Origin of the sequence: Rhodococcus sp. NPDC059969 (assembly GCF_042738325.1) — a bacterium.
Classification (GTDB): Bacteria; Actinomycetota; Actinomycetes; order Mycobacteriales; family Mycobacteriaceae; genus Rhodococcus_F.
The window spans coordinates 78,467-90,925 of the sequence record NZ_JBHWUF010000016.1 but is presented as its reverse complement, the minus strand read 5'-3'; the positions used below and the strand labels follow the sequence as shown (position 1 = coordinate 90,925).

Below are 12,459 nucleotides of genomic sequence, written 5' to 3'. Positions count from 1 at the left end.
TCAACTCAACGACCGACCTCGTCAAACACTAGGCTGGAAAACACCCGCACAAGTGTTCAACGAGACGGTCGTTGCATCCACCAGTTGAAACCGCCCCAAGGCGATCGTCGTACCGTTCGCTCGAAAAGGGGTGGACACGTCGCACCCCAACACCGCCTACTTCCGACCAGATAGTGGGATTGTGGTTTCAACATGTGAAACTGCGCGCGTAGCCTGGGCACCGTCGAACAGCGCAGAAATCGGAGGGCACCATGACGCAGGCGTCGCGGTTGGAAAAGACGGCCGTCTCCCCGAAGGCATGGACGATGCTCGGAATCGGCGTCGCGGCCCAGGCAGCAGGCACCGTCTTCGTCAGCACCCCGGCCTTCCTGATCCCGCTGCTGCATTCCGAGCACGGTCTCTCGTTGACACAGGCCGGAACCCTGGCCGCTGCACCCACTTTCGGTATGGTTCTCACGCTGGTGGCGTGGGGAGCGATGGCTGACAGATTCGGCGAGAAATGGGTCATCTCCATCGGGCTCGGCCTGACGGCGATCGCCGCGCTGGCCGCGACCACCACCGACGACTACACACTCCTCGGGATCGCATTTCTGCTGGGCGGTATGGCTGCGGCGAGCACCAACGCCGCCAGTGGACGTGTTGTGGTCGGCTGGTTTCCCAAGGACCGGCGCGGCCTCGCGATGGGAATCCGGCAGATGTCACAGCCCCTGGGCGTTACCATTGCGTCGCTGACCATCCCGACTCTTGCTGCGAACGTCGGAATCGGTTCGGCCGTCGGATTGTCGGTAGCTCTCAACGGCGTTCTCGCCCTGATCTGCGCCGTCGCATTGATCAATCCCCCGCGACCGGCGGCGCGGCCCACAGATATCCCGGTCGAATCGGTCAACCCGTATCGCTCGAACTGGTTCCTCTGGCGCATTCACGTCGTCTCGGCACTGCTGGTGTTTCCGCAGTTCACCCTCTCGACATTCGGTCTGGTCTGGCTGATCAGCGAGCAAGGATGGGACGCTGCGCCCGCTGGTCTCCTGATCGGGGTCTCCCAGTTCGTGGGTGCGCTCGGACGCATCGTTGTCGGATTCTGGAGTGATCGCGCCGGAAGCAGAGTTGGCCCGCTGCGGTTGGTAGCGGTTTCTGCATCTGCGGTCATGCTGGCAATGGCAGCAGCCGACGCAGCGCCATGGGGCGTTCCGGCATTGATCCTGCTGTTGGCAACTACCGTCAGCGTCGCCGACAACGGGTTGGCGTTCACATCCGTCGCCGAAGCTGCCGGGCCGAAATGGCAAGGAAAAGCGTTGGGCGCACAGAACACCGGCCAGTTCATCGCCGCGTCAGCAGTGGGCCCGGTGGTCGGTGCGCTGATCGGCGCGGTCGGCTACCCGCTCGCCTTCGCGATAGTCGCAGCGTTTCCCGCCGCCGCAATCCCCTTGGTGCCCAGCCGAGATCGCGACATCAGCGTCTAGTCCCTCATCGGATTCGGTTGCACTGCAGGTCCCGTCAGATCACAATGCGGCTTGCAGGCAACCGAATCCGCTTCCTGAACAGGCTCTACTGTCGGAGTTCGGATCAGCGTCGCGGCAATCACCGCACCGACCAACAGCAGCGCCACGCAGATGTACATCGCGTACCGGAATCCGTCGGAGAAATTCGTCGGATCGACCAGACTCTCGGCGTCGATACCCACGAGCGCAGGCAAGGCCGCAACGGCAAGAAGTTGGCTCGTGCGGGCAACGGCATTGTTCACACCGGACGCAATTCCCGACTGCTCCACCGGCACCGAGCCGAGCACCGCGGCAGTCAACGGCGCCACCATCACCGCAAGGCCCAGCCCGAACACCAGAACTCCCGGCAACACGACGGTCAGGTACGACGCTTCCGGCCCGATACGCGTCATCAGCACCAACCCCACCGCGGCAACTGCCGGTCCGACCGTCATCGGCAATCGTGGTCCGTGGGTCTGGGCGTAACTTCCCGCTCTCGACGACAACAGCAAGAGCGCCAAGGTGATCGGCACGGTCGCGACACCGGCCGCCACCGGCGAGTACCCGGCAACCAATTGCAGTTGCAGCACAAGCAGGAAGAACACACCGCCAAGCGCCGCATAGACCGCAAGTGTCACCAAATTAGCTGCGACGAACATCCTCGAGCGGAACAGTGACGGCGGCACCAAGGCGCTCGGTGAGCGTCGTTCCACCACGACGAACAGGCACAGAGCGATCACTCCGATCAGCCCGACTATCGGGTTGACCTCGATCAGCCCGTACGTCAGCGCGCCGAGACCGACTACTGCGCAGGCGGATCCGAGCACATCCAAATGCTCGGGTGGATGCGGGTCCCGGCTCTCCGGCACGTGGCGCACCGCTGCCCACACCACGACGATCGCCAGCGGAATGTTGAGGAGGAACACCGACCGCCACCCCGCCACTTCCACCAGCCAACCACCGAAAAGCGGTCCGATGGCGCCGGCAACACCACCTAAACCCGACCACAATCCGATGGCTGCGCCGCGGTCCTCTTCACGAAGTGACGCGGAGATGATGGCAAGGCTGCCAGGCGTCAACAGCGCCGCCCCCACGCCCTGCAGGATCCGTGCAATCACCAGAAACGTGATGTCAGGTGCAATTCCGCAGAGCAACGACGCGACCGCGAACCAGACCGTCCCCCACACGAATACCCGTCGCCGACCCCAACGATCTCCGAGGGCTCCCCCGAGCAGGATCAGTGACGCCAACGCCAAGGTGTAACCGCTGAGAGTCCACTGCAGTCCGGCGACACCGGAACCTAATTCTTCACCGATATGCGGCAGAGCAATGTTGACGACGGTGCCGTCGAGGAGAGCCATGCTCGAGCCGAGAACGGTAGCGGCGACAACCCAACGCCCACGTCTCGACGCGAGCGCCAGTGGTTCCGTCATCGGTCCATGGTGCGCCTTCACACGCAATCGCGAAAGAGCGCGCGGAAACTCAGTCGATCTGGCGGCGATGTGCCCAACGCGTCAGCGCATTGCGATTGGACTGCTGAGTCTTTCGCAGGACATTCGACGCGTGAGTCTCGACGGTCTTCACGGAAATCACCAGGTCCTCCGCAATTTCACGGTAGGTGTACCCACGTGCCAGCAAGCGCAATACCTCGAGTTCGCGCGGGGTCAGCGAGTCGAGTTCCGGATCGAGTTGCGGCTCCGGCGCATTGGAACGTCCGGTGAAGGAGTCGAGTACGAAGCCTGCCAGGCGCGGCCCGAACACTGCGTCACCACCGGCAACGCGTCGCACGCCCTCGGCAAGTTCGGATCCCGAGATCGTCTTGGTCACGTACCCGCGAGCACCACCGCGGATCACCGCGATCACGTCTTCGGCCGCGTCGGAAACGCTGAGCGCCAAGCACACCGGACCGGAATCGATTCCCCGCAGAACTGCCACTCCACCACCGTCGGGCATGTGGACGTCGAGTAGAACGACGTGCGGCTTCGTCGAGTTGATACCCGCGATTGCCTCCGCGACGCCGCCGGCCTCACCGACGACGTCCATGTCTGCTTCGCGCGAGAGTTCCGCCCTCACCCCGGAGCGGAACACTGCATGATCGTCGACAAGAAATACGCGGTACGGGGGCGGCGCAAGCGAAGTCACTGGGGCTGTTCCTCGGGGTTGTCGACACGGTCAGCAGTCTCGTCCCACTTTAGAGCAGAGTCACCAAGCGGCATGTGCACGCGGATCTCCGTGCCCTTTCCGATGTCGGACCGAACCACCACCCGGCCACCTCGACGTTCGATGCGACCACGAATCGACTTGGCCAACCCCTGACGATCCTCCGGCACAGCATTGACGTCGAATCCGACGCCGCGATCACGCACGAACACACTGACTTGGTCGCCCTCGACCTCGGCGAACAGATTGATTTCCTTCTCCCCCGAGTGCTTTGCGGAGTTGACGAGAGCTTCGCGCGTCGCACCGAGGAGCGCGGTGAACGCCTCCTTGGGCAGACCGTTCTCGACGCCCTCGCCTTCGAGTTGCACGTCGCCGACCGTGACGGGACGGACCGTGACACCGTGTTGGTCTTCCACTTCGCCGGCGATGATCTTCAGGCCTTCCGTCAAACTCGTGTGATCGATATCGCCGCCGCTGAACAACCACTTGCGCAGCTCGCGTTCCTGACCACGGGCCAGGCGCGCAACTTCTTGCGGATTGTCGGACTGCTTCTGGATCAGCGCCAAAGTCTGAAGCACGGAGTCGTGCAGATGCGACGCAATCTCTTCACGCTCGTCGTTGCGAATTCGGGCTGCACGCTCGGCGCCGAGAGCACGCCACATCCGCAGCCACAAGGGCACCGTCAACAATCCGACACCGATCAGCGTGACCACCACAGCCAACAGGGACGATCGCAATGCTTCGAGGTCGACCTGCGCCAGGACGACGACGCCAAGACCCAGGACGATCAGCGTGGCGCCCCCGACCACGCGCGCCCACGTGAGGACGGTGGGCCGCTGCGGTAAGCCGATGACGGTACGCGGACCGTCGGAGTCGAATTCGCGCCACACCAAGGCAGCACCGATCGCGACGACGAAGAACGGCGCGAGCACCGAACCCGCCGTGCCACTGAACAACCACGACAACGCCGCAGCACCGCCCAAACCGAGTGCGATCAATCCGTACGCCCGCTGCCGCTCGGCGGCGGACGGCTTCTGGGTGTCCGTGCCGGCTGAGGTGAAGATCCAGAGGGCGCCGTAAATCACGATGCCGGACCCGGCCATCGCCGCGAGAATCGCGAAGGCGACTCGAACTTTCAGGACGTCGATCCCGAGATGATCGGCGATACCGCCCGCGACACCGGCGACGATGCGGCCGCCTGAGCGCCGCTCCAACTTTCGCAGCGGAACGCCGCCCGGGATGGGCACACCCTTCTTCATGGGTACGGCGGGCGCCGGTACCCCGTTGACAGGCGGGCCTCCTGGAAACCCGGGAGCGGGTCCGCTCACGAACGGCGGATCTGACACATATTGCACATAGTCGATACTGGCACGAACCACGCAGACACACATCAGGGTCCAACCCTGAATCAGGGCGCTGCCCCTGGTCACGATCACCAGAAAGATCAGGGTTGGCCCTGATGCGCGGAGGCCGCCTCGGAAGCCAGGATTGATTCATGAACAATCCGACTTTCCAAGAACAGATCCAGGATCTGTGGCGGACCCGCCCCGTGCGTCTGCCGGCACAAGGTCACGTGGCCGGGGTATGCGCCGGAATCGGATACCGGTACGGCATCGACCCCATTCTGGTACGCGTGGCGTTCGTGGCCTCCACCATTTTCGGCGGCTCAGGCATCCTTCTCTACCTCGCCGGCTGGTTGGTGCTCGCCCGCGCCGGTGACGGATCGTCCCCAGCGCAGTCGTTGATGGGCCGCGGACACAGCTCCGACTCCAGCACCAAGACCATCGTCTTGTTGGTGGCTCTCGCCATCGCGGCTACGACTGTCGGCCCCGTCGGCGTCGGCCTGGGTGGTTCCGGTCTGATCGGGCTGATTCTGATGGTCGGAGGCCTGTGGCTGCTTTACCAACGAGCGCCGGTCCCGCCTGCGCTGCCACAGAGCACGTCACCGTACGTCGGTGCGGGTACCGCGTATCCAGGCACGGGTTTCACGCCCGGGCCGTTCACTCCCGGATACTTCGCACCCAATCAGCCGCCCATGTACACGCCGTACACCAAACTTCCCGACAGCTACGTGCCCGAGGAACGGCCGGCCGAGCAGTCACAGCAGTCACCGCAATTCCAAGCCGATCATCCGACGATCAGTCTCTCCAAGGACCCGGGATCTTCGGTCACGACCAATCCGACCGAGGTGATCGGCGAAGCCGCCATCACACCGCCCTCCTGGGATCCACTCGGCGTTGCACCGTTCGCCTGGGATCTTCCGGATCCGGCAGTCAAGGCCACGCCGCTGCTGCCTTTGCCACCACGTAAGCGTCGCTCGCGTTGGACGCTGACAGTGCTCGGACTCGCGATCATCGTCGCTGCCGTCACCGGGGCGGCGGGCGCGGCAACCGGCAACGACTGGTTCACTCCCGGCCGAGTCGGTGCGGTCGGACTGGCTGTCATCGCACTGGGCCTGATTCTCGGGGCTTTCTTCCGAAAGGGATACGGCCTGTTGGTCGTCACCGGACCACTCGTAGGTTTCGTACTGCTGGCCTCGTTGGTCTACCCGATCGAGTTCGACGCCTCGGGCGAGCAAAGGTGGACTCCGGTAACAGCATCCGAGCTGGATCCGTCGTACTCGGGAGCCTTCGGAAGCTTCACTCTCGACCTCAACGGGGTCAAGTTCACCGAGGACAAGACCATCGACGTCGCGGCGTCGTTCGGTGAGTTCACCGTCATCGTGCCACCAACCGTCAACGTCAAGAACAGCTGCACCGTCGTCATGGGTGACGGATCAGGTTGCCTCGACGGCGGAATACACCCGGGCCGTGCGGCGACACCGGATTCGCCCACACTGACCATCAACGCCAAAGCCACGTTCGGCAGTCTGAAGGTGACGCAATCATGAGCGAGTACGACGAGACGACAGACCAGGACGAGACCCGAGAATCCAAGCGCCCCTCGGCACTTCTGCTGATCGCAGGACTGGCCGCACTGTTGGTCAGTGTGTGGGCACTGGTCGGGCCGTTCTCCCTGGCGCCGGCAGCGAACATTCAATTCCGTTGGCTGTTCGTCGGTGCCGCCGTCGTGGCGGGACTACTGCTGGTGATCCTGCCGAATCGACGAAGCCGCAAGTAAAACTGCTGTGCGCCTTTATTAACCGCGGGGGGTTAATAAAGGCGCACAGTTGTTTTTACTCCCACTCGATAGTTCCCGGCGGCTTGCTCGTCACGTCGAGGACTACGCGGTTCACGTCCGCAACCTCGTTGGTGATTCGAGTCGAGATGCGCTCGAGGGTCTCGTACGGCAGACGCGTCCAGTCCGCGGTCATCGCGTCTTCACTCGAGACCGGACGCAGCACGATCGGATGACCGTACGTCCGGCCGTCACCCTGCACGCCCACGCTTCGGACGTCGGCGAGAAGAACCACCGGGCACTGCCAGATCGTTCCGTCGAGGCCTGCAGACGTAAGCTCTTCGCGCGCAATGGAATCCGCCTGACGCAGGATCTCGAGGCGATCGCGGGTGACCTCACCGATGATCCGGATACCCAGTCCGGGACCGGGGAACGGCTGGCGTCCGACGATCTCTTCCGGCAGGCCGAGTTCGCGGCCCACTGCACGGACCTCGTCCTTGAACAGCAGACGCAACGGCTCGACCAACTTGAACTGCAGGTCTTCCGGCAGCCCGCCGACATTGTGGTGGCTCTTGATGTTTGCAGTTCCCGTGCCGCCGCCGGACTCCACGACGTCCGGGTAGAGCGTGCCCTGGACGAGGAAGTCGACGGTCGCACCATGAGATGCGTTCTCGCCCAGAACATCACTGACTGCGCCTTCGAAGCTGCGGATGAACTCGCGGCCGATGATCTTGCGCTTGGTCTCGGGATCGGTGACGCCGGCCAGCTCACCGATGAAGGTGTCCGCGGCATCCACGGTGATCAGACGAGCGCCGGTTGCCGCGACAAAATCCTGCTCGACCTGCGTGCGCTCACCGGCTCGCATCAAACCGTGATCGACGAAGACGCATGTCAACCGGTCGCCGATTGCGCGCTGGACCAAAGCCGCAGCGACGGCGGAGTCGACGCCACCGGACAGACCGCAGATGGCGTGTCCGTCTCCGACCTGCTCGCGAACCTGCTCGATCAGCGCATCGGCGATGTTGGACGCGGTCCACGCTGCCGGAATACCGGCAATCTCGTGCAGGAAGCGGCTCAGGACCTGCTGACCGTGCGGTGAATGCAGAACCTCGGGATGGTACTGCACGCCTGCGAGCTTGCGGGCGCGGTCCTCGAACGCTGCGACGGGAGCGCCATCGCTGGTCGCGGTCACCTCGAAGCCGGAAGGCGCTTCGGTGACGGCGTCGCCGTGGCTCATCCATACCGGCTGCGTCGCGGGAAGACCGTCGTGGAGCAATCCGCCGGATACCGCGATGTCGGTACGGCCGTATTCGCGGGTACCGGTCTCGGCTACGGTGCCGCCAAGGGCACCTGCCATTGCCTGGAATCCGTAGCAGATTCCGAAAACCGGAATGTCGTGATCGAACAGTGCGGGATCGAGCTTGGGAGCACCGTCTGCGTAGACACTCGAGGGCCCACCCGAGAGCACAACAGCCAAGGGGTTCTTGGCCACGATCTCCTCGACGGTCGTGGTGTGCGGAATCACCTCCGAGTAGACCTTGGCTTCGCGAACTCGCCGTGCGATCAACTGCGCGTACTGCGCCCCGAAGTCGACGACAAGAACTGGTCTCTGCTGCTCGATATCTGCCACAGGTGCAGTCTAATCGCCGCAGCCAGCGCTTCTGCGCATGCATGGACTCAGCCCGCTCCTCGGCCGAACGAGCGCGAGCTACGTCACTACAAAGGCCGACCCTCAGAACTGCGCAGCGACCTCGCACTGATCTAGACCACCGTCCAGGTCAACGACGCCCCAATCACCCGCACCTTAGCTTCGGCAATCAAATTAGCGGCATCATCGCAGGCCAGGGCCCGAAATGGACGAAGGGTGAATTTTCTGGACGTTTGACCGATTCGCCTGAACCAAACGTCCAGTAAAGGTAATCTCGCCCGTCAAGTGATCAGGATCACGATCGCAAACGGCCGGCGCCGCCGAACGGCGCTCACCTCGAGGAGGACCTGTGCGTCGATTCATACGACGACTCGCCATACCTGTCGCGGCTGTGACGGCAGCCGCCGGACTTCTAGTCCTCGGCACGCCGGCCACTGCTGACGAAGCCCCGCCGACCACCTTCACCGGCACGACCGACAATCTGATCTTCACGAAGAGTGTCATCGGGAACGCGGCAGTTCACCCAGGCGACACCGTCACGTACAAGACCGAGATCAAGCACAACGAAAGCGGCATCGAACGGTCGATCGCAAAGATCCGTGACATCCCGCCCGCAGGATTCGTCCTCGTGCCGGGCAGCGCCAAGGCCACCTACCTGGGTGTGACCAACCGGGCGACGATCAGCAACGAATCAGATGGCGGAGTCTCAGCGAAGTGCTCGAGCGGCTGCACCTTCCTGGTCGGTGGATTCGTCGTCAAGAAGAACCAACCCGTCACGCTCGAGGCGACCTACACGGTCCCCGTCGGAACAGCCTTCGGGACGTACGACAGCGGCATGCTCTTCGACGTCAACGCCTTCAGCACACAGCAGGGCCTCAACCCGATCAACGTCAACGTCCAGGTAGTCGACCCGTCGGTCGCCACCGGAACCACACTGGTTGCACCGGCAACGGCGAAGGTCGGCACACCGGTCGACCTGACCGCAACGGTTGCGCCGTCCAACGCGACCGGAACCGTCCAGTTCAAGGACGGCGGAAACGACATCGGCTCACCGGTCCCGGTTTCGGGCGGTAGTGCCACCCTCTCCCACACCTTCGACAGCGTCGGCGCCCACGACATCACCGCCGCGTACAACGCCGGTTCGGGATTCCACAGCTCGACCTCCGGAGTCCAGACCGTCGACGTCTCCGCGGACACCACCACTACGATTTCGGCCCCGAACGCCGCGTTGGTCGGCGACAGCATCACCGTGAGCGCCGTCGTCACACCGGCAAACGCCGTGGGCACAGTGCAGTTCAAAGACGGTGACACCAACCTCGGCGCACCGGTGGCTGTGGCCAACGGAACGGCTTCCCTGACCCGCAGCTACGACGCTTCGGGCACCCACAGCTTCACCGCAGTGTTCACCGGCGAGGCCGGCTACGGCGATTCCGTCTCCGCCGCAACCCAACTCGACGTCAGCGATCCCGACTGGGGAACCACGACCACAGTTGTCGAACCACTCACCGCTGTTGTCGGTGAACCGACCAACCTCTCGGCCACCGTCTCCCCCATCCCAAGCAGCGGAACCGTGACGTTCAAGGTCGACGGCGCCGAGGTCGGTACCGCACCGGTCGGCACGGGTGACGGCGTCGCGATCCTCCCGCACACCTTCGCATCAGCGGGCGCTGCAGCCGTGACGGCAGAGTTCTCCGGCGGAACCGGATTCATCGGCTCCACGTCCACGTCGTTCACGGTGAACGTGACCGATCCCGAACCCGCTCGCGCCGACACCACGACGTCTCTGACCGTCAGCGGCTCGGCTCTGGTCGGAAAAGCATTGCAGCTCAAGGCCACCGTCGCACCCGGAACAGCAAACGGAATGATCCAGTTCAAGTCCGGCACGACGCCCATCGGCGCACCCGTTGCCGTCGTCAACGGCGTCGCGACGCTCACGCACACCTTCGACGACGAGGGAACCTTCGGTCTCACTGCCAACTTCGTCGGCGACGCCGGTTGGAAGAACTCCGTCTCCGGCCCGACGGTCGTGCAGGTCGGCACCGCACCGACCGACGGCGGCGGCACCGGAAGCGTGGACACCGGTTCGCTCAGCGGCCTCATCCCGCTCTTCGGAAGCTAATCCCCCACATCAGCCTTGGACACCACTCCCGTACCGAACTCAGGAGAATCCATGTTCGTGCATTCCAGACGCCGCATCGCGGCGCCGATCGCCGTCACGGCACTAGCCAGTGGCGTCATCCTCGCGGGAATCCCCGCATCAGCAGCGCCGGTGACAACAACCTTCGGAACGAGTTGCCTCGCAACCCCGTCCGCTGTCGCCGGGCCGACCACGCAATCCCAGTCCGGCTCGGTCATCGTCGACGCACCGGAATCAATCGGTGCCGGTGAAACCTTCGAGGTCACCATCCAACCGGGCCCCATCGCCTTCCCCGGCTCCGCTTCGGGGGCGACCGTCCAGAACGTCTCCCGTATCAAGGTCGACGTCGACGTTCCCGCGAACGCCACCTTGGTGGAAGCCACCATCGTTCCCGGAACTTCGGCAGGGCTCAGCGGTGTCGCGCCGAACATCCTGCGCGTCAACGAGAACGGCAACGTCGATCCCAACGGAACGATTCTGCGCCTTTCCGGAAACAACCAGGTCATCGGAAACAGCCCGAGTTCGAGCACCAGCTCCGAGGGCGGAATCGTCGTCAAGGCGACCGGCAAGAACGTCGACGGTTCCAACAATGCCGACGGCTACACGCAGTTCCAGCTCCCCCAGGTCAAGGCAGTTCTCAAGGCCGGCGATTCAGGGGACGTCGCGATGAAGGTACGCACCGGCGGCAGCGCGGGAGCGTGGAACAACGATCGCAACTTCCTCACGTTCCTCCCCAAGGCCACCCTGGTCATCACCGCCTGGGCACCCACGCGATGCACCCCGCGTGACGCCGAGAACGGTCCGCTCAACAGCGGCGCAGGCCCCCTCGCCACGACGCGGATCATCGAGGCGGACAAGGCAACCACCACCACGGTCGTCGGACCGGCCAACGCCAAGAACGGAACGCCCGTCACACTGTCAGCCAACATCAGTGGCGGCGCAACCGGCGGAACCGTCCAGTTCTTCGACGGCGACAACCCACTCGAGGACGCAGTGCCGGTAACGGCTGGATCGGCCAGCATCTCCCCGACCTTCACCGAGGACGGGCCACACTCCATCACCGCAAGCTACAGCGGCGCACCCGGATTCCTGGCGTCGACTTCGGCGTCGGCCAAGATCGTGACAGTCACGACGGACGCACCGCCTGACGCCGTGACCACCACTGCCACGGTTTCGCCGTCGACCGCGAAGGTCGGTCAGGACGTGAACCTCACTGCCAAGGTCGATCCGCAGGGTACCGGCGGCACCGTCGACTTCATCGTCGACGGCACCGAAACGGTCAGTGCCACGGTCGGAACCGACGGAGTTGCCATCGCTCCGTATACCTTCACCTCGACCGGAACGCACAAGATTGTCGCGAAGTTCACGGGTTCACCAGGATTCGCGCCTTCCGCTGCCCCGGCATTCCCGGTCAGCGTCACGACACCGGCTCCGGCTGACGTCGAAACGACCACGGTTCTCGACGCCGTCGGAACCGTCCAGAAGAACACCCCCGTGACGCTCAAGGCAACGATCGATCCGGCCGGCGCCACGGGCAAGGTCCAGTTCAAGGTCGGTGACACCCTCATCGGCGGACCGGTCGACGTGGTCAACGGTGTCGCGACGGTGCCGGCGACGTTCTACAACTCCGGGACTTACAGTGTCACTGCAGAATTCGTGGGCGCTTCGGGCTACACGTCCTCCGCATCTGCGCCGCAGACCCTGACCGTCCCCGGTGATACGGACGGTGGACCCGGAGGCGGGACCGGCAGCCTCGACCTCGGCACCCTGTTCGGGTCGCTAGGAGGCTGACACCCTGAAACAGAGATGGGGCGTGGGGGGGGATAAAAGGACAAACACCCCCCAAATATGTGTGGTGGTCAAATTACGGCGCAAGGGGCCGCCGCCAAACGGGGCCACGCTAAGCGGCCCGGGAGAGA

Annotated in this window: 9 protein-coding genes; 5 read left to right on the top strand and 4 right to left on the bottom strand. The window is 64.0% G+C overall.

Features of this window, described 5'->3' with window-relative positions; all coding sequences use genetic code 11:
- Positions 1 to 251 precede the first annotated feature (251 nt).
- Positions 252 to 1,460 (top strand): MFS transporter, encoded by a 1,209-nt coding sequence (locus ACFWAD_RS28670; protein ID WP_378549968.1) that lies wholly within the window; start codon positions 252 to 254, stop codon positions 1,458 to 1,460.
- On the opposite strand, the gene ACFWAD_RS28665 is transcribed toward ACFWAD_RS28670, so the two are convergent.
- From ACFWAD_RS28665 to ACFWAD_RS28655, 3 genes are read right to left on the bottom strand one after another with little or no spacing between them, the layout of a single operon-like run.
- Positions 1,457 to 2,911, bottom strand: a complete 1,455-nt coding sequence (locus tag ACFWAD_RS28665; RefSeq protein WP_378549965.1) for an MFS transporter — start codon at positions 2,909 to 2,911, stop codon at positions 1,457 to 1,459. The genes ACFWAD_RS28670 and ACFWAD_RS28665 overlap by 4 nt on opposite strands.
- Before the next feature lie 49 nt (positions 2,912 to 2,960).
- Positions 2,961 to 3,620, bottom strand: a complete 660-nt coding sequence (locus tag ACFWAD_RS28660; RefSeq protein ID WP_003940972.1) for a response regulator transcription factor — start codon at positions 3,618 to 3,620, stop codon at positions 2,961 to 2,963.
- On the bottom strand, positions 3,617 to 4,897 hold the full coding sequence (locus ACFWAD_RS28655) for a PspC domain-containing protein (RefSeq protein ID WP_378534594.1): 1,281 nt from the start codon (positions 4,895 to 4,897) through the stop codon (positions 3,617 to 3,619). Before ACFWAD_RS28655 ends, ACFWAD_RS28660 begins: the two co-directional genes overlap by 4 nt.
- Before the next feature lie 236 nt (positions 4,898 to 5,133).
- Here ACFWAD_RS28655 and ACFWAD_RS28650 point away from each other — a divergent pair, with 236 nt between their 5' ends.
- Together ACFWAD_RS28650 and ACFWAD_RS28645 are read left to right on the top strand one after the other, a co-directional pair.
- Positions 5,134 to 6,528 (top strand): PspC domain-containing protein, encoded by a 1,395-nt coding sequence (locus ACFWAD_RS28650; RefSeq protein ID WP_378549962.1) that lies wholly within the window; start codon positions 5,134 to 5,136, stop codon positions 6,526 to 6,528.
- On the top strand, positions 6,525 to 6,758 hold the full coding sequence (locus ACFWAD_RS28645) for a hypothetical protein (protein WP_378534403.1): 234 nt from the start codon (positions 6,525 to 6,527) through the stop codon (positions 6,756 to 6,758). The genes ACFWAD_RS28650 and ACFWAD_RS28645 overlap by 4 nt, the downstream gene beginning before the upstream one ends.
- A 55-nt stretch (positions 6,759 to 6,813) precedes the next feature.
- On the opposite strand, the gene guaA is transcribed toward ACFWAD_RS28645, so the two are convergent.
- Positions 6,814 to 8,385 (bottom strand): glutamine-hydrolyzing GMP synthase, encoded by a 1,572-nt coding sequence (guaA, locus tag ACFWAD_RS28640; protein WP_020969072.1) that lies wholly within the window; start codon positions 8,383 to 8,385, stop codon positions 6,814 to 6,816.
- Positions 8,386 to 8,752: 367 nt separating this feature from the next.
- Between guaA and ACFWAD_RS28635 the strand changes: the two genes are divergently transcribed.
- Complete coding sequence (locus ACFWAD_RS28635; protein ID WP_378549959.1) at positions 8,753 to 10,522, top strand: Ig-like domain-containing protein; 1,770 nt, start codon at positions 8,753 to 8,755, stop codon at positions 10,520 to 10,522.
- A gap of 51 nt (positions 10,523 to 10,573) precedes the next feature.
- Positions 10,574 to 12,331: an Ig-like domain-containing protein gene (locus tag ACFWAD_RS28630; RefSeq protein WP_378549956.1), complete on the top strand. Its 1,758-nt coding sequence runs from the start codon at positions 10,574 to 10,576 to the stop codon at positions 12,329 to 12,331.
- Positions 12,332 to 12,459 lie beyond the last annotated feature (128 nt).